This is a genomic window from Pseudomonas sp. FEN (assembly GCF_904067045.1).
In the GTDB taxonomy this organism is placed as follows: domain Bacteria; phylum Pseudomonadota; class Gammaproteobacteria; order Pseudomonadales; family Pseudomonadaceae; genus Aquipseudomonas.
Window position 1 is genome coordinate 195,382 of the sequence record NZ_CAJFDC010000013.1, and the last position, 18,401, is coordinate 213,782.

Annotated in this window: 13 protein-coding genes and 1 pseudogene; 10 read left to right on the forward strand and 4 right to left on the reverse strand. The window is 60.8% G+C overall.

Annotation, left to right across the window (positions count from 1 at the left end):
- Positions 1–14 precede the first annotated feature (14 nt).
- Together PFEN_RS15250 and PFEN_RS15255 are read right to left on the reverse strand one after the other, a co-directional pair.
- Complete coding sequence (locus PFEN_RS15250) at positions 15–1,289, reverse strand: NAD(P)/FAD-dependent oxidoreductase (protein WP_191487648.1); 1,275 nt, start codon at positions 1,287–1,289, stop codon at positions 15–17.
- 37 nt (positions 1,290–1,326) lie between these two features.
- Positions 1,327–1,995 carry a haloacid dehalogenase type II gene (locus PFEN_RS15255; RefSeq protein WP_191487649.1) on the reverse strand — a complete coding sequence of 223 codons (669 nt, stop codon included), beginning with the start codon at positions 1,993–1,995 and terminating at the stop codon, positions 1,327–1,329.
- A gap of 590 nt (positions 1,996–2,585) precedes the next feature.
- On the opposite strand from PFEN_RS15255, the gene PFEN_RS15260 reads away from it, so the two are divergent.
- The 10 genes and pseudogenes from PFEN_RS15260 (at position 2,586) to PFEN_RS15305 (ending at position 14,444) form a co-directional block, all read left to right on the forward strand.
- Entirely contained in the window at positions 2,586–3,443 is an 858-nt protein-coding gene (locus tag PFEN_RS15260; protein ID WP_191487650.1) for a GNAT family N-acetyltransferase, read from the forward strand.
- 543 nt (positions 3,444–3,986) lie between these two features.
- Positions 3,987–5,183: pseudogene (locus PFEN_RS15265) on the forward strand (3-dehydroquinate synthase); the annotation flags it as partial.
- Positions 5,180–5,380 (forward strand): hypothetical protein, encoded by a 201-nt coding sequence (locus PFEN_RS15270; protein WP_191487889.1) that lies wholly within the window; start codon positions 5,180–5,182, stop codon positions 5,378–5,380. The pseudogene PFEN_RS15265 and the gene PFEN_RS15270, both read left to right, overlap by 4 nt.
- A complete protein-coding gene (locus PFEN_RS15275; RefSeq protein ID WP_191487651.1) occupies positions 5,377–6,159 on the forward strand; it encodes an EboA domain-containing protein in 783 nt (260 codons plus the stop codon). The genes PFEN_RS15270 and PFEN_RS15275 overlap by 4 nt, the downstream gene beginning before the upstream one ends.
- A gap of 36 nt (positions 6,160–6,195) precedes the next feature.
- Entirely contained in the window at positions 6,196–7,080 is an 885-nt protein-coding gene (locus tag PFEN_RS15280; RefSeq protein WP_191487652.1) for a TatD family hydrolase, read from the forward strand.
- Positions 7,077–8,309 (forward strand): metabolite traffic protein EboE, encoded by a 1,233-nt coding sequence (gene eboE, locus PFEN_RS15285; protein ID WP_191487653.1) that lies wholly within the window; start codon positions 7,077–7,079, stop codon positions 8,307–8,309. The genes PFEN_RS15280 and eboE overlap by 4 nt, the downstream gene beginning before the upstream one ends.
- A complete protein-coding gene (locus PFEN_RS15290; protein ID WP_191487654.1) occupies positions 8,299–9,744 on the forward strand; it encodes an alkaline phosphatase family protein in 1,446 nt (481 codons plus the stop codon). The genes eboE and PFEN_RS15290 overlap by 11 nt, the downstream gene beginning before the upstream one ends.
- On the forward strand, positions 9,723–10,859 hold the full coding sequence (locus PFEN_RS15295) for a hypothetical protein (protein WP_191487655.1): 1,137 nt from the start codon (positions 9,723–9,725) through the stop codon (positions 10,857–10,859). The genes PFEN_RS15290 and PFEN_RS15295 overlap by 22 nt, the downstream gene beginning before the upstream one ends.
- A gap of 10 nt (positions 10,860–10,869) precedes the next feature.
- Entirely contained in the window at positions 10,870–13,236 is a 2,367-nt protein-coding gene (locus PFEN_RS15300; protein ID WP_191487656.1) for a hypothetical protein, read from the forward strand.
- A gap of 152 nt (positions 13,237–13,388) precedes the next feature.
- The gene (locus tag PFEN_RS15305) at positions 13,389–14,444 is read left to right on the forward strand and encodes a hypothetical protein (protein ID WP_191487657.1); all 1,056 of its coding nucleotides are present in this window, start codon (positions 13,389–13,391) and stop codon (positions 14,442–14,444) included.
- 6 nt (positions 14,445–14,450) lie between these two features.
- Here PFEN_RS15305 and PFEN_RS15310 read toward each other — a convergent pair whose 3' ends face one another.
- On the reverse strand, positions 14,451–17,081 hold the full coding sequence (locus PFEN_RS15310) for an EAL domain-containing protein (protein ID WP_191487658.1): 2,631 nt from the start codon (positions 17,079–17,081) through the stop codon (positions 14,451–14,453).
- 269 nt (positions 17,082–17,350) lie between these two features.
- Positions 17,351–18,349, reverse strand: a complete 999-nt coding sequence (locus PFEN_RS15315) for a LacI family DNA-binding transcriptional regulator (RefSeq protein WP_191487659.1) — start codon at positions 18,347–18,349, stop codon at positions 17,351–17,353.
- Between the last annotated feature and the right edge of the window lie 52 nt (positions 18,350–18,401).

The following is an 18,401-nucleotide window of genomic DNA, read 5'->3' on the forward strand; positions in this document are numbered from 1 at the left end:
GCCACAACTTCAACTCAATGCAAATAATCCTGGAACCGGTAATACGCCCCCACCAGCGGCAGGAACCAGGGTTTGCCGAAATGCCCGGGAATCGCCGGCCAGTCCAGTTCGCGCCAGGGGTTGGCCTCGACCTTGCCGGCCATCACCTCGGCCATGACCTGGCCCATGTGCACCGACATCTGCACCCCATGGCCGCTGTAGCCCATGGAGTGATAAACCCCGCCGTGCTGGCCGGCACGAGGCAAGCGGTCGGACGTCATGTCCACCAGCCCGCCCCAGCAGTAGTCGATCCTGACCTTGGCCAACGCCGGGAACATCCGCACCATCGCCGCCCGCAGCACCTTGCCGCTCTTGGCATCGGAAACGCTGTCGGACATCGCGAACCGCGCACGACCGCCAAACAGCAAGCGATTGTCCGGGGTCAGGCGAAAGTAGTTACCAATCATGCGGCTGGTGACATAGGCGCGCCGGCCGGGCAGCAACTGGTCGATCAGGGCCTGGGGAAGCACCTCGGTGGCGATCACGAAACTGCCCACCGGCACGATCCGCCGCCGGTACCACGCCAACCCGCCGTGCTGACAGGCGCCGGTCGCCAGCAGTACTTGTCCGGCATGCAGCGTCCCTTTGGCGGTGTTGACCTGATAGCCGCCAGCCCGGGCTTTCCAGTCCGTCACCGGCGTATCCTGATAGATCAACGCACCGTGCCGCACGGCGGCCTCGGCCAGCCCGACACCAAAGCGTCCGACATGCATCTGCACGCCGTTGCGCTGCAGCAAGCCACCGTGGAACTGGACCGAGTCGACTTCGGCGCGAGTCTGCTCGGCGGACAACAGCTCGACATCGGCATCGACTTCCCGGCGAATCAATTCGCAGGTTCGTGCCAGGCCCTCGTAGTGCAACGGCTTGGCCGCCAACTTGAGCTTGCCGTTACGCTTGAGGTCGCAGGCGATCTGCTCCTGCTCCACCAGCGAAACCACACTGTGCACGGCGCTCTCGTACGCCTTGTAATAGGCCCGCGCCCTGTCCGCGCCGAGACTGGCGCTGAGACCAACGTAATCCTGGGCCACACCGGTGTTGCATTGACCGCCGTTGCGCCCCGAGGCTTCACCGATGACCCGCCCGGCTTCCAGCACCACCACACTGGCGCCCTGCAAGGCCAGCGCCCGGGCCGCCGCCAGACCGGTAAACCCGCCACCGACGATGGCCACGTCGACTTGCCCGGGCAACGCACCGAGCTGCGCACCGGTAAACGCCGGTGCGGTGTCGAGCCAGTAGGATTCACTGCCCATGTCTGATCCGCCTATGCCAAAAGAATGCCGTGATGACTCAGAGACCGACCAGCGCGGGCAACCCGCCGATATCGGTGATCTGCTGGTAGCCGTAGAAAGCATTGGCCGGGGCTTCGTGACCACGAGCAACGAACGCCTTGTTCTTGATCTTCATGTCATGGGCCGACATCAGGTCGTAACGGAAGCTCGAGGATACGTGCAAGATGTCTTCCGGCCCGCAGTTGAGGTTGTCGAGCATGAACTCGAACGCGGCCAGGCGCGGTTTATAGGCTTGTGCCTGTTGGGCGGTAAACACCTTGTGAAACGGCGCGCCGAGCTTGTCGACGTTGGACATGATCTGGCTGTCGCTGGCGTTGGAGAAAATCACCAGGGGGATTTTGTCGGCGATTTTCGACAGTCCGGCCGGTACGTCCGGGTGCGGGCCCCAGGTCGGCACGGCGTCGTAATACAGCTGGCCTTCGTCACGGTATTCGATACCCCAACGCTTGCAGGTCCGCGCCAGGGCGGTCTTGAGGATTTCGTCATACGGCATCCAGTCCCCCATGACCTGGTCCAGGCGATAGGCGGAGAAATCCTTGACGAACTGTTCCATTTGCGCGGGCACGACACGATCGGCGAACAGTTCGCGAGTCATCGTACCCATGTGGAAATTGGTCAGCGTACCGTAGCAGTCGAACGTAATGAATTTGGGGCGAAGGAAGCTCATTGAGTGCGGTCCTGAAGTTCGTTGAGGTCATGGCGCGACAAGCATTCGCTCCGTTTCAGGAGCCGTGATGCAGCGCTGCAGCACACCCTCATTACAACACCGTGAAATCAGCAGATGGCGTTAAAAGCGACCTCCGCTCGATACAAACCACCGTTTTAGGCCTCGCCCTCAGCAGACTTTGCGGGTCGCTCCAGGCTTGGGCAACCCCCGTATTCATGCGCTTTTATGGGCCTTTATCGCTTCAGAAGGCTCAAGCACGCGCGGATTCACCGCAGAACCTGCGCCGAACCAAACGAAAAAGGCCACGCCCCAGGGACGGTGCCCCTTAACCGCCCATATCGAGCAGTACCCTCTTGGCGCGCAATGGGACGGTGAGTCGTGAATCCAGACCTGCGTTGGAGAAAAAAAGCCCAAGCATTTGCTGCCGACCTTGCCGGGCAATTAAGTAGTAAGTGTGGCCCGTCGGACCTGGGCGGGCGGAATCTGCCGAATGTTCCAGCCCCTCTTGTCAGGCCCTCCCGCAGATGGGATACAGGCACCCACGCACCGTAAACCGCTTACTCGCGCACACTGCTTAACGGAGACTCGCCATGTCCGCCCCGCTACCCGCTGCTTATGTCTATCGGCCGATGACGGCCACCGATCTTCCCTTGGCGCATGCCTTGTCCGTGCAATTGAAGTGGCCCCATCGCCTGGACGACTGGGCCATGCTGCAACGGCTCAGTGACGGTTTCGTGGTTCTGGACGGCGAGCGTCTGATCGGCACCGCCTTCGCCTGTGCGCAAGGCGCGTTCGCCACCATCGGCTTGGTGATCGTCAGCGCCGACTATCAGGGTCAGGGCATCGGGCGCCGGTTGATGGAACGGGCACTCGAGGCCTGCCAGTCCCGCACCCCGATGCTGAACGCCACCTTGGCCGGCGCGCCGCTGTATGCCAGCCAGGGCTTTGTCGAGTTCGGTCGGATTCAACAACATCAAGGCCAAGCGCAGGCCCCCGCCGCCGGACCGTTGGCCGACGGTGAAGTGTGCCGCCCGCTGCGCGAGGCCGATCAGGCCCGCCAACGGCTGTTGGCCAACGCCGCCAGCGGGCTGGACCGCACAGCCGTACTCACCGCGCTGGATGATGTGGTCGAGTCTTCACTGGGCATCGAGCGTGACGGCCAGTTATGCGCCTTTGCCCTGCTGCGCCCATTTGGTCGTGGTCGTTGCATCGGCCCGGTCGTCGCCGAAAATCTCCCACAGGCCAAGTACCTGATCGCCGGGTTACTGGCCCAGGTGCCGGGCGCTTTCGTACGCATCGACATTCCAACGGACAGCGGCTTGAGCGATTGGCTGGAGGAAGCGGGTCTGAAGCCGGTCGACACCGTGGCGCAAATGGCCCGGGGCAACCCTCCGCAAGCGGTCGACAACGTCCGGCAGTTTGCACTGGTGACCCAAGCCATCGGCTAAACGTAATCGCGCGGACAACCATTCGGCGGCAGGTATCCGTTTTTTCCAAGGCCTGCCCGTCGAACTGCTTAGCCCACTATCAAACCTCATATAACCAACGGCAATAATCCAAATAACAAAGAACATGTCACATGGCTATTTCCGCCTTAAGCCTCACTTATTGGCGGCTATGTTTTTATTGGATATTACTCACGCGCCAGCCTCCGACGTGCACCAGCAACGCCCCAACCCGCTGTAATCATTAAATAAAGTCTGAAAAAACACGCTCAGACCAGCGACCCGCAACACACTCTTCCCGCCACTCCCCGATACACTTCCCGCCAGTAAGCTTGCAAAAAAACCACGCCCGTCTAGTCTCACAAACGGTTCATAAAACACAACTAATCGCCCATGAAATCCGCCACCCAAGACGGAGGTAGTCTATTTCCTTACAACAACACAATCGCTGTTTCTAATTACTGACACGGATTCGGTCATTACAATCAAGAGGGATGCTTGATGAATCGCAGTCGTGGGTATCGTGCGTTCTCGAAAAGCGCGCTGCAAGATACAGAGCAAGCGTTGCACGGACACTTCGAGGTGAACTACGACTATCCGGTGGTGTTCACCGATCACCTGTTCGACCCGGAAAATCCCTGCCTGCACCGCCAGTTGACCGCACAGCACGGGGCTTCGGCGAGCGTGCTGATGTTCGCCGATGAACAGCTGCTGCAAAGTGCTCCAGCGCTGCTGAAACAGATCGAGGGCTACTTTGCCACCCATGCCGCGGACCTGCGGTTACTGGCCGCGCCGATTGCAGTCCCGGCCGGCGAACTGAGCAAGAATCCACAGGCGTTGCAGCAACTGTACGCCGACATGCTGCGTCATGGACTGGACCGCCATTGCTATGTGCTGGCCTTGGGCGGTGGCGCGGTGCTGGATGCGGTGGGCTACGCCAGCGCCACCTTTCACCGAGGTATTCGCCTGATCCGCATCCCGAGCACGGTGCTGGCACAGAACGACGCGGGTATCGGCGTGAAAAACGGCATTAACGCTTTCGGCCAAAAGAACCTGCTGGGGGCCTTCTACCCGGCCACCGCGGTGATCAATGACTTCCAACTGCTGACCCACCTGAGCCGCCGCGACCAGATTGCCGGGTTGGCCGAGGCGGTCAAGGTGGCGCTGATCAAGGACGCGGCGTTTTTCCAATGGATAGAGCAACAGGCCGACGCCCTCGCCCACTTCGATCACCCGGCCAGCCGCTATGCCATTCGCCGCTGCGCCGAACTGCACCTGGAGCACATCACCGGCGCCGGCGACCCGTTCGAACGCGGCAACGGGCGGCCACTGGATTACGGGCATTGGGCCGCCCATAAACTGGAAAACCTCAGCGGCCACAGGTTGCGTCATGGCGAAGCCGTGGCGGTGGGCATGGCCCTGGATGGCTTCTATGCCAACGCCAAAGGTCTGTTGAGCGATGCCGACAGCGACCGTGTGCTGCGCCTGCTGCGCAAGCTCGGCTTCTGCCTGTGCCCACCGGAACTGATGTTGAAAGACGTACAGGGGCGTTCACAAGTACTGCTCGGACTGGAAGAGTTCCGGCAGCACCTGGGCGGGCAACTTTCGATCCCCATGCTCAAGCGGATCGGCGAGTCGGTGGACCTGCATGAAATAGATACCACGCTGATGGAGCAGGCATTGCTACGGCTGACTGGCTGTTCCAACCCGGTGCCCGGTTTGAGCCAAGGCTGCACGCCATGAGCCACGCATCGCCAAACCTGAAGACCTGGATGCCCCTGGGCCGGATGTCCAACCTGCCCACGGTCTGGACCAACAGCCTGGCCGCCGCCTCGGTACTGGGCCTGAGCCGGCTGATCGACCAGCCGCTGGGCAGCCTGATATGCGTTCTGGTGTTTTTCCTGTTTCCACACTTCCAGCGCTGGGTCAAACCGACATGAACATGGACGTCATTGCAGCCCCCTCGACCGCCCTGGTCATGCGCCACGATTGCCTCGCCGAACAACTCCAGGCCTTCATCCGACAGCTCGATGACAGCGAGCGGCAATGGTGGCGCGGGGCGCAAGAGCGACTCGCCCAGCACCCGGACGCCAACACCTCGGCGCTCTTGAGCAGCCAATGCAAGCGCCATCTCAACGAACAGGCCGCGCCCAACGCCGCCGGCTGGAGCCACGTCCAGCTGGCGCGCGCGCTGCTGCTGGCCCAGGCGTTGGCGCAACAACCGGCCGCCGGGCAACTGCCGTTGCTGCGCCAGCTGTTTCTGTGGGGCGACGATCAGGAAAAGATCGCCACCTTGAAAGCCCTGGACTGGCTCGATAGCCACGGGCGCTGCGTCGAGCTGGCGCTGCAGGCCGGACGTACCAGCAACAGCCAGGTGTTTGCCGCCCTCGCCCTGGACACCCACTACCCGACCCGTCACTACAGCGAACGGGCCTTCCACCAGTTGGTGCTCAAAACATTGGGCATGGGCCTCGACATACGGCGCCTGACGGGGCTGGCGGAACGCCATGGCGTGATCCTCAACCAATTGGCCCTGGACCTGCTGGAGGAACAGCTGGCGGCCGACCGCGCGGTATCCCCCGGGCTGCCCCAAACGATTGCCTTCGACCTGCTCAGCGCAGCGCAACGCGAGCGCCTGGCCGGCCTCAGTCGGCAGCAACGCTTGCCGGCGGAATGGCGTGAACACCTGTCCAGCCCCACCAGCCCCTCACCGAACTGATACTCAACTGCTCCCGCCCTGGGACGAGGATTCACCATGCTCAAATATTTCGACCCGCACATTCATATGGTCAGCCGAACCACCGACGACTATCAGAACATGGCGGCCGCCGGGATCACCGGGGTCATCGAACCGGCTTTCTGGCAAGGCCAGGCCAGGACCAGTGTCGGCAGTTTCATTGATTACTTCGACACTCTGCTGGGCTGGGAGCGCTTTCGCGCCAGCATGTTCGGCATCCATCACTTCTGCACCATCGGCCTGAACCCCAAGGAGGCCAATGACCTGTCGCTGGCCAACGAGGTACTGGAGATGCTGCCTCGTTACCTGGTCAAGGACGGCGTCGTCGCGGTCGGCGAGATCGGTTACGACGACATCACCGCGGAAGAAGACCGCTTCCTTGCCGCACAGCTGGAGCTGGCCAAGCAATTCAATCTGCCGGTGCTGGTGCACACCCCACACCGCGACAAGATCGGTGGCACCAAACGCACCCTGGCGGTGATTCGCGAAGTCGGCATCGCCGAGAACCTGGTGATCATCGACCACCTCAACGAACTGACCCTGCCCCTGGTGCTGGACAGCGACTGCTGGCGCGGCCACTCCATCTACCCCAATACCAAGATGTCGGAGCAGCGCATGGTCGCCCTGTTGCAGGAGTACGGCACCGAGAAGATGGTGGTCAACAGCGCCGCCGACTGGGGCATCAGCGACCCGCTCAAGGTGCCGAAGACCGGCCAGGCGATGCTCGCCGCCGGCTTCAGCGAAGCGCAGGTCGAACAGGTGCTGTTCCATAATCCGGTGGATTTCTTCGCCCAGAGCGGGCAATTGGACAAGACACTGGTGAGCACCCCACTGCCCATCGATCAGCGCCGGCAATGGCAGGAAAACTCGGCACTGCGTGGTCAGGAACCGGTGGTCAAATGAGCCAGCCCAGGGATTGGACGCCCACCCAGATCGGCTATTGCAGCAACGTGCATCCCACCCCCGAGCTGAGCCGGTTGTGCGCCTCGATCGAGGCGCATTTCCAGGCCGTGCGCCAGTTGCGCGGACTCGACGAGCAGGACAGCGGATTGTGGATCAGCGCCAAGGCAGCGGCGCAATTGCAGCAGATGACGACACGCCAGGCATTCCTCGAGTGCTTGCAACGCAGTGGCTTGCGCCTGACCTCGCTCAACGGTTTTCCCTACGGCCAGTTCCATGAAGGCGCGGTCAAAGCCGAGGTCTATCGTCCTCACTGGGCCGATCCGCAACGCCTGGAATACAGCCTGCAACTGGCGCGACTGCTAGCGGCCGCGCTGCCGCCGGACTGTGCCCGGGGGGTGATCTCCAGCGTACCGCTGGGCTATGCCGCGCATTGGACGCCGGCGCTCCAACACGGCGCTGAGCGGCAGCTACGCCAACTGACCCGGTCCCTGGCCAGGCTGCACCAGGAAACCGGCAAGAAGATCGTGTTCTGCCTGGAGATGGAGCCGGACTGCGTACTGGAAAGCACTGACCAGGCCATCGCCTTTTTCCAACACTGGCAAGGCACGGACCCGCATCATGAGCATCTGGCGCTGTGCTTCGATGTCTGCCATCAGGCCGTGATGTTCGAAGACTGCTATCAGTCGCTGGACAGGCTGCGTCAGGCACGGGTGCCCATCGGCAAGATTCAGCTGTCCAACGCCCTGATTTGTCGCCTGCCCCCTCAGGACCACAGCCGGCGTGAACACGTTCTCAAGACCTTGCGCGACTTTGCCGAAACCACCTACCTGCATCAAGTGAAAGCCCGCGATGCGCAGAACCGGCTATTGGCCTGGGCGGACCTTCCCACCGCCCTCGACGATTGCGCAAGGAGCCCCGGGCAATACCCCGAACTGAGGATTCATTTCCACATTCCGCTGTTCAGCGAACACTTGCTGTTGCCCGAACTCAGCGGCAGTCAGATCGCCCTGGCGCAGACCTTCGACTTTCTGGCGGACCATGTGGATTTTCGTCCCGTGCTGGAAGTGGAAACCTACAGTTGGGGCGTCCTGCCCGCCCAACTGCGGCCCACTACCGAGCTCGCCCAACTCCAGGGTATCGCCGCGGAACTGCACTGGGTCGAAGAACAACTGCGGCAGCGGCATTTGCTGCGTCCGCAAACCCGCGAGGCATACGCCCATGCCCTCTGATCGCCCGCGTCAACCGCTGCTGCTGATCAACGTGGTGGGGCTGACACCCGCGCTGCTGGGGGCGGCGACGCCCCACATCAATGCCCTGTTGAAAACCGCCAAAATGGCCAGCCTGCAACCGGTGTTCCCCGCCGTCACCTCTACGGTGCAAGCCTCGATCCTCACCGGTCTGCCGCCGTCGGAGCACGGTATCGTCGGCAATGGCTGGTACTTTCGCGATCAGGCCGAAGTGCGTTTCTGGCTGCAACCCAACGCCCTGATCCAGGGTGAAAAAGTCTGGCAGGCACTCAAGCGTCAGCGCCCCGGGTTTCGCTGCAGCCAGTTGTTCTGGTGGTACAACATGTATGCCGACGTGGAGGCCGCCATCACCCCACGCCCTCACTACCCGGCCGATGGCCGCAAAATCTTCGGCCTGTATTCGGCACCGGCGGCGTTGCACGAGCGTATCGAGCAGCAGATTGGCAAATTCCCCTTTCCGAGCTTCTGGGGCCCGGCGGCCGGTATCGCCTCGAGCCGCTGGATCGTCGACTGCGCCATCGCTGAATTCCAGCTCGATCGACCCGACCTGCAGTTGGTCTACCTGCCCCATCTCGACTACAGCCTGCAGCGCCTGGGCCCCGATCATCCGTCGATTGTCGACGAGGTGCGGGCCATCGATGGTGAAGTGGGGCGTCTGCTGGACTTTGCCCAAGCGCAAGGCGCGGCGGTGATGCTGCTGTCCGAATACGGGATCGAAGCCGTCGAGCAATCGGTCTCCATCAACCGCTTGTTGCGCGCGGAAGGTTTGTTGCAGGTACGCCAGTCGTTGACCTGGGAATTGCTCGATCCCGGCGCCAGTGCGGCGTTTGCCGTTGTCGATCATCAGATCGCGCATGTCTACGTCAAGCAGGCGCAAGACATCCCGCGGGTCAAAGCGCTGTTGCAGCGCCAGCCCGGTATCGAGCAGGTGCTGGATAAAGCCGAACAACGGGCCTGGCAGCTGGATCATCCGCGCAGCGGCGAGCTGGTGACCGTGGCCGCGGCGGGATACTGGTTCGATTACTACTACTGGTTCGACGATCGCAAGGCACCCGACTTTGCCCGTACCGTGGACATCCATCGCAAGCCCGGCTACGACCCGCTGGAGCTGTTCATCGACCCGGCCATCCGCTTCCCCAAATTGAAAGTGGCGCGCCGCCTGCTGCAGAAAAAGCTCGGCTTTCGCTACTACATGGACCTGATTCCGCTGGATACCCGCCTGGTTCGCGGCAGTCATGGCCGCCTGCCCGCTAGCGAACAGACCGGCCCGCTGCTCATCACCGATTGCGATCTGCCGTTGCCTCAGCGTCTTGCGGCCACGGAAGTGAAGCAACTGCTCCTGGAGCACTTCCTGGGGCATTCACACACCGACCCGGCCAATGCCAAGGAGCTTCCATGCGGCGAGCCATTTCCATAACAGTTCTGAGTGCCTTGGCCGGTTTGGCCCAGGCCGAGAACATCAACAACTTCAACTGCACCGACTTCTTTCTATTCGCAAGAGACATCGACAAGACCCGGACAGAGTTCAACAAGAGTCCCGAGACCATGGCCTGGAACTGGTTCGTCTGTTTGAACCAGCCCAGCACCGCGAAAAGCCCCAATCGTGTATGGGAAATAATGAAGCCCTCGGAGCAGGTCTACCTGCGCAACGGTGCCGCGCCCGCCGACTATGAGCACCGCGTGATGCCACCGAATGCCGTGCTCCAGCAGGCCAGGACGCTGGGACTGGACCTGTCACGAGCGTTCCATGACCTACGCGCCACCCAACAGGTCGATGGCTTGGCCCTGCAAATGGGCGGTGCCGTGCCGGCGTCTCAAAAAGGCAACCCTGTACGCTTCCAACTGCTGATGGGCAAGGACACGTTCGATTACATCGTGAAAAACAAGGTCTACAACATGAATGGCCAGGAAGCCCTGTCTGGCAACCTGGTGTTTCCGAACACCGCCTGGGAATTGAAAGCCGCCTGGCTGTGGATCGGCACAGACCCGGACTACTTGAAGCAACTGGTAAGCGATGGCTACTACATTGCCCAGGCTTATTACCAGCAACAAGACGGCACATACCAGGTCGGCTATGCCGCGTTGAGCGGCTTGCATGTCGTCAACAAGCTGAACGCCAACTGGGTCTGGACCACCTTCGAAAATATCAACAACAGCAAGTACACCGTGACCAATGACGCAAAGGCCATGAAGAACAGCACGGGACCGACACCGGACGCAACGGCGGCCAATACCCGCTTCCAGGCCGCTTATCCCGCCCTGTCGAAGTACGAACTGATCGGGGTTGAATTCAAACCTGTCACCCAGGTACTGGCCAACTCTCAACTGGAGTCAGCCTTCCAGAACACCTCGTCCTGCCTGGCCTGCCATGACACCGCCGCCTACTCGAACACCAAGGGTTACTTCAATTTCGCCCTGGGAAACGGTGGCGGCATTCTCTACCCCACGACCCCGCTGCCGGAAAAGACTTTCACCGGTTACAAAAAACTGGACTTTGTCTGGTCGTTGAAACACGCCCAGTGGCAACGCTAAGGAGCATGACATGAGTGTATTGAACTTCCCTCGCATATACCTCAACGGCCATATGTTCTGGAACCCGCCAACGGCCAACAACAACGATGTGTTTCCACTTTATGACGCGGTCAACGCGGACATCAACTGGCCGTTCATGGAGCATTTCGACATCAATTGCGACAACGCTCCCACCCAACTGATGCCCTGGGTCATCTCCCCCCTGGAGATGCGCGACCTGCCGACCTATGTGTTGCAGGTACCGGGCAATAGCGACCCGCTAAACTACCCGTATATGCCCGCCGAATGGGACCTGTTCGGCGACAATGCCTGCGGCACGGTGAACTATGGGAAGGATATCCATTCCAGGATCATTGGCGGCGAGCTGCAGGCCAATACCTACATCGACCAGGATCCGCTGGTCGACAAGCCCTATCAGTTGTTCGGCAATCCCCTTGGCAGCTCCGCCCCCACTGCCGCGCGCTTCGTGGACATCAGCCCGTGGCAGAACACCTTCACCGCGTTGTATTTCGACAAGCTGGTGCTGGGGGATGCTACCCGCGGCCTGACCCTCAATCGCAAGTACCGGATGATGGACCGTTTCCTGAACTTCAAGTGGGCGGCCTTGGGTGGCCTGGTGCATGTCACCACCACCTGGCAGACCTGCTTCCCCAAGGAAAATCTGGAATGGGTCATCGGCGACTCGTCCCTGCTGTTCAACCTTCAGCAGCAGATGCAGCTGCAAGGGGCGCAGGGCCTGATGTTCAGATTCTCCACCTACCTGACCTGCTACGACAGGAACGGTGTTTTCAACGACTTCACGCCGAACATCAACACCCGCTCCCATCTCCATCATGTTATGGGCGACGTGCGAAAGATGTACAAGCTGGGCCTGGACAACGTTGCCAATATTTTCTCCAACCCCGCCTATAGCCGCACCGCCGCGACCCTGGGCCTGTGGTTGGCCAACGAATACCCCACCGCCCCCGCCGGACGGCGCCTGGTACCCAACCAGCCCGTATCCATCTTTAAAACGAACCAGGAAGATACGCAAAGCGTCCAGTTGGGGGTGATCTCGGCGCAGATTACCGGCGACACCTTGTCGCTGGACCTGAGCAACACCTTTCCGTGCTATCCGGTGGACCCCAAGGCCCACATCCTCACACCGGAGAAATTCCATGCCGGCAACTACAAAGTGGGCGCCCGCAATAAGGCGCGAATCGCCACGGTGACCGGCTTCAACTTCGAACAATACCGGCAATCGGCCTTCGACAAACGCTCAGGCATCCTCGACCTCACCCTCCCCCCCGGAGCCAAGGAGATATTGGAGAACGGTAGCCTGATTCTGCAACAGGAGGGCTCGGCGCTGACCGCCGCCGAGCAGCAGGCGTGGACCGCCGAGGTGATAGAAAGCGGCAGTTTCATCGACGTGGGAGAACGCAAGACGCTGAGCATCATGGTGCAGTTGGATGGCAAGCCGGCCGCCAGCACCACACTGTTGGTGGCGGAGTATGGCAACCCCTACATGGTGACCAGCAGCGACTACTATCTGGCATTCAGTAACGCGGCCGACTTCACGCTGTTCTATGACGACCCGACGGACCGCAAAAATAACATGGCCAATCTGCCGCAATTCACTGACGCGCGCCCCGTATCGAACTACCGGAGCACCGGCAGCGGCCGTCGGCTGACCGCTCTGCAAACCGGTCAGCCGAGTGGAAACCCGATCGGTTATCAAGAGTTCCTGCATGGCCCGGGTAAACCAATCGCGGTCGACCTGCGCCCTTGCCTGGCTTTCGACAAGGGCACCCAGGTCAGCAGGACACTGAACAACTCCCAGGCCAGCAAGGTGGAGTATTCCTATGTCGCCATCACCACCGACGCCAAGGGCATTGCCCGGCTGAACTTCAGGGCCGTGGCGCCGGGCTTCCCGACCTTGCGTTTTTTCGTGCAGCAAAACACGCCCTCAGTTATCCCCTTCAGCTTCCCGATCACCGATGCCTATACCGACTTCCTCGCCCCGATACGTGTTCTGCCGGTGGACCTGCAGCTGCAACAGGAGTTCATCGACAAATGGAACTCCATCTACAAGGATCAGAACGCTCCAGAGACGTTGTGGAACGACTTCATCTACCCACGCATCCTGCAAACCTTCTATTACCTGTACCCCATCATGAACAAGTTCATGCCGCTCAACTCCCAGAAGCGGGTCGAAGGCGCCATCGACCAGTTGATTGTGCTGATCAGCAAGCCGTACCAGGACGAAAGCACGCTAGCGATGCCCATCACCCGCGACATGTCGCAAAGTCGTCGCGCCGTGCTCGAACTCTGGGCGACGGCCCTGGTGAAGCTCAATTACCCACCCAAGAAACTCAGCATGAGTGACTACGACAGCTGAACAACCACACATCTCCAGCAGGACGCCGGGTGGCAACGCGTCACCCGGCGCTGCACAGGAGAGTCGAATGCTCCAATCAGTGGCTGCCAAGCCTGCTGTCCAGGCCACGAAGCCGTGATTGCTCACCGCCTGTTTGAACATGGAGAGTGCCTATGTCCGTTGCCATTCCTATCCCCGCCCGGCCCATCGAAAGCCTGCGTCCCAGCACCTTCATCGCCGAGGGCCTGCTGAACCCGCGCGGTGTGTGTGTCGAAGCCGATGGCAGCCTGCTGCTGGTTGAAGCCGGCTCCGGCCTGCCGGAGCAGACCTTCAGCGGGCGGATCAGTCGGCTGCGCCCCGATCCGCGACACCCCGGCACCTACCTGCCCCCCGACATCCTGGCACAGGGATTTCGCTCCATGAACATGCAAGCGCGCATGCTACGGGATGAAATCATGGGGCTTTCGGACATTGCCTGTGGTGAGGGGCGCTACCTGGTCAGCCAGACCGATTATGTCGAGGGCTCGAAAATACTGGATCTACAGTACACCCCGCCCGAGCCGGTCTTCAGCAGCCGCGGCAATCTGAATTCGCTGTGCTACCACCAGACGCGACGCAGTTGGCTGGCGGTCAAGCCCGATACCAACCAACTCGTCGAGTTCACCGACGAGCAAGGTGAGCGGGTCCTCGCGCAATTGCCCGACCTGGATCAAGGCCAGGACGCGGTGCCCGTGACCCTGGTGTACGAACCGACAACCGAGGCCGTGCTGATCAGCCTGTTCTCCGGCGAGCTGCAGCGCTCCCCGACCCGCAAGGGCATCGACTTTGCCGACAAGGCGGGCCAGGTCATACGGGTCTGGCCACGCACCGGGCAGCTCGAGATTGTCCTTCACGGCCTGCAACTGCCCACGGGCTTGGCCCTGTGCCCAGACGGCACGCTGTTGGTGCTGGAGCTCTGCGACCGGCTGTTGCAACCACTGCCACCTGACTGGGCGGGAGAGCCTCTGCATGGCGGCTTTGCGCGGTTCAGTGGCCGTCTGCTCAGTTGCAACCTGCAAACAGCGCAAGTCAGTGTCCTTGCTCGTGGCCTGGATACACCCTCGAACCTGTGCCTGGTACCCGGCGCGGTGCTGGTGAGCGAAGGCATGGGCTTGCCTGGTCGGCCACTGCCCACGCCGGAGAGCGGCAACGCGGCCCTGACCGGCCGACTGCGGCGGATACCGCTCTAGCAAAAGCTACTCATCCGCTTTGCCAAAGTGGTCGGCCGGTGCCGTCATCACCGAGCCCTCCACCTGCGCACCGAATGCAACCTCACGCGCCATGGCCCATTGCGCGAACGCCTCACAGCGCAGTGGGACCGAGAAGAAATAGCCTTGCCCGACCTCATAACCCTGAGCAATGAGGATATCGCGCTGGGCGGCCTGCTCGATGCCTTCAGCCACTACGTGCAAGCCAAGCCCCTTGCCGATACCAATGACCGACTCGCTCAGGGCGCGGCAGGAGGCATCGCGCTCCAGGTCGTCGACAAAGCTCTTGTCCAGTTTCAACTCGCTGATCGGCAGGCGCCGCAAATACCCCAGGCTGGAGTAACCGGTGCCAAAGTCATCAATAGCCAGACGCACGCCCAAGGCATGCAGATCACGGATGGTTTGCTCGGTGCCCACGCTATTGGACAACAAGACACCCTCGGTCACCTCCACGCACAGGTCGCTGGGCTGCAAGCCACAACATTGCAATTGCCGGGCGATCAGCTCGGCCAGATTCCGATTGTGGAAGTTGATCGGCGACAGGTTGATCGATAAGGAGGGGACCCGCAGACCTTGTCGACGCCACAGCGCCAACTGCTCGCAAGCGTGCTGTAGCACCCATTGGCTCAGTGTATTGATCAGCCCGCACTCCTCGGCCAGGGGAATGAATCGACAGGGGGCTATGTGCTCCAGCGTTGGATGCACCCAGCGCGCCAGCGCTTCGGCACCGACCAGACGTCCGCTGCGCAGCTCGATCTGCGGCTGATACACCAGATACAACCCATCGCCGGCCAGCGCCTTGCGCAAGTCCGTTTCCAGCATCAAGCGCTCCTGGGCAACCTTGTTCATCTCTTCGAGAAAGAAACTGAAGCTGCCGCGTTCGACGCGCTTGGCCTGGTACATGGCGATATCGGCACGATGCAGCAGGCTTTCCATATCCTGCCCGTCCCTGGGGAACATACTGATGCCAATGCTGGCCGACAACACCACGGAAGTCCCGGCGACGTTTGCCGGGACACTCAGGATCATCATCAGCCGTTCAAGAAAGAATGTGACCTGGGCGGCGTTCATCCGTGGCAGCACCAGCACGAACTCATCCCCAGACAGGCGTCCGACAATGTCCGACTCCCGCAGCACGCTGCGCAGCCGTTGCGCCATGGCTTGCAGCAGCTCGTCCCCCGAGGCGTGCCCGAGGGCATCGTTGACCTGTTTGAAACGGTCCAGGTCGACGAACAGTACCGCCAGCTCGGCCCGCTCTTCAGCCGCTTCAAGCAAGGTCCGCTCGGCCTGGGCCAGCAGGAAACTGCGATTGGGCAGACCGGTCAAGGCATCATAAAAGGCCATTCGGCGAATCGACTGCCGGGCCTCTTCGCGCTCCAGCGCCAACATGCACAGGTGGATTCCCGCCGTCACCAGATGGGTATGCAGGGGATCGGGTCCACGACACTCTCTGAAGTACAGCGCAAATGTCGCCGCGACCCGCCCCGCGCCGTTGCGTACCGGAACCGACCAGCACGCCCGAAAGCCCGACTGTTGCGCCAACGCCCTGAATTCGGCCCAGAGCGGATCGTGGAGAATGTCCGTCACCAGAACCGGCTCGCCCCTGTAGGCCGCCGTGCCGCAGGAGCCCGTCGCGGGGCCGATTACCAGGCCCTCGATGGCCCTGGAGTAATCCGTCGGCAAACCCGGGCTGGCCAAGGGGTGTAGAACGCCCTCCTTGTCCACACTGAGGATCGAGACCGCGACCTCGGGGGCGATGTGTTCGATCTCCTGGCACAGCAGGGTCAACACGCTCTCCAGCGACGTTTCCTTCAACAACGCGCCAATGATCTTGTCCTGCAATACCTCATGCAGCTTGGTCCGGGTAACGTCGGTCAACACGATCACGACGTTCTCGACCTTGCCCTGCTGATCGAACACCGGCGTCGAGGAAACGTGCAGCCACAGCCGTTGGCCATTGCGCCTGCCGATCAGCGCGCTGATTTGATTGGATCGACCGCCGAGAACTCTTTCCAAAACCTTGCGCGCATACGCCTTGGCTCGGGTATCCGGGGCAAAGAACAGCAGAGGTGACTGACCGATGACCTCTTCCCGGGAATAGCCCAGCAATCGGACAAACCCGTCATTGACATAAATGAGGCGTCCTTCGGTATCGACGATACAGGTGGCCGAGCTGGTGGCATTGACTGACATCGAGAGCAATCGATGCTCGATGTCTTTCAAGCGCGACTGGGTGATGTCCTTGAGAAAAGAGGCGTAAAGAATACGGCCCTGCAAGGTGATTTTGGAGAGGGACATCGAGCCCCAGCGCACCCCGCCATCCTTGCGCGCAATACGCACATCCCGGCTGGCGCCGATAATCTTGTTGACTCCGGTCTCCCGGTTGGCGCTGATAAAACCGTCATGCTGGGCGTAGAGAGCCTGAGGCACCAGCGTCTTGACATTGTTGCCAAGCACTTCATTTCGCGGACACCCCCAAAGCTGCTCGGCAGCGGCATTGAAAAACACCACGCGGTTGTGATCATCAATGACCACCACGGCGTCAATTGCCTGCTCCAGTGTCTGCACGAAAAAGTGCTCTGCTTCTTCGCCACTGATCAACCCGACTCCAGAGTCCATGTCTTTACCACTTATGCCTGTAATCACTGTCTCACGCCCTTGAGAGCACGTGAGGTACCAGAAGCGCGACCCGGTCTTTGCAACCGAAAGTGCGGCGCTATCACCCAAAGCAATTCGTATCAGGTAATGCGATGAAAACAAGCCAAACGGATACAACCGTTCTTATGGTGTCAGTTTAACGGTTTCGTGTATTCGCGCTGTAAAAACGCCTGGGATTTTTTGCCTGGATAATCATTCGTAGTTGGCGTCAGCCGCGGATATCGTCGTTGTCACCAGGACTCACGCGCAACGAGCGGGCACGCGACCCGGTGAGTCGTGGGGTCGTCCCGACGCGCGATCACATGCTCGGCCGCGCGACGGCCCATCTCATAGAACGGCAATTGCACGGTACTCAGCGGTGGATAGAACAACTCGGCCACCCCGATCATGTTGTCATAGCCTAGGACTGCCACATCGTCTGGAATGCGCAGGCCGCGACTGAGCAGGTATTGATACGCGACCAGGGCGATACGATCGTTGCCACAGACAAGCAGGTCAAACGGCGGCTTGCCCTGCGTGCCGCGCAATTGCCGTTCCAGCGCTACCAAGGTTTCCTGATAAGCATCATCGGTCGACAGGTTGTATTGGGCAACAGCGTCCACGGACATGCCGACCTCCGCAAGGGCGCGACGCAACCCCTGCTGGCGCCACTCCCAGGCCAGGCTGCTTTGCGGCAGGTTGATGCACAGCGGATTTCGGTAGCCTCGTTTCAGCGCCTGTTTGACCGCCTGATACTGACCGTCTTCGTCGTCAGGTATATAACAGGCAACACCGGGTTCGGCACTCATGCAATTGCTCAGTACCAGCGGCAGGCCGCGCAACACCTGGGGAATTTCGACCGTGCGTAACTGCATGGTACTGAAGATGATGCCGTCGGGCTGATGGGACAGCATCAGGTCGATGGTTTGCTGACTCGGTGGCGCCTCGAAGACGTTGAGGATGAAGACGTTCCAGCCGTTTTCTCGGGCCGTGCGCTCCATTGAAAGGAGCATTTCCACGGCGAAAGGCGTTGTCGCGGTATCAAGCGCGAAGACGCCGATGGTCTTGCCACTGGAGTGACCACCACGGATCTTGCGAGCGGAAAGGCTGGGGACATAGCCCAAAGTCTCGATCGCTTGACGAACTTTCGCCAAGGTTTCCTGGTTCAGCTTTTCCGGGGTGTTGAGGGCCCTGGAAACGGTCATGAAGGAAACCCCTGCAAGCCGTGCGACATCTTTAACGGAAGCCATTCGCGAGTGCCATTGCTTGTCTGACCGGGCATCATGTCATGCTTGATAAATG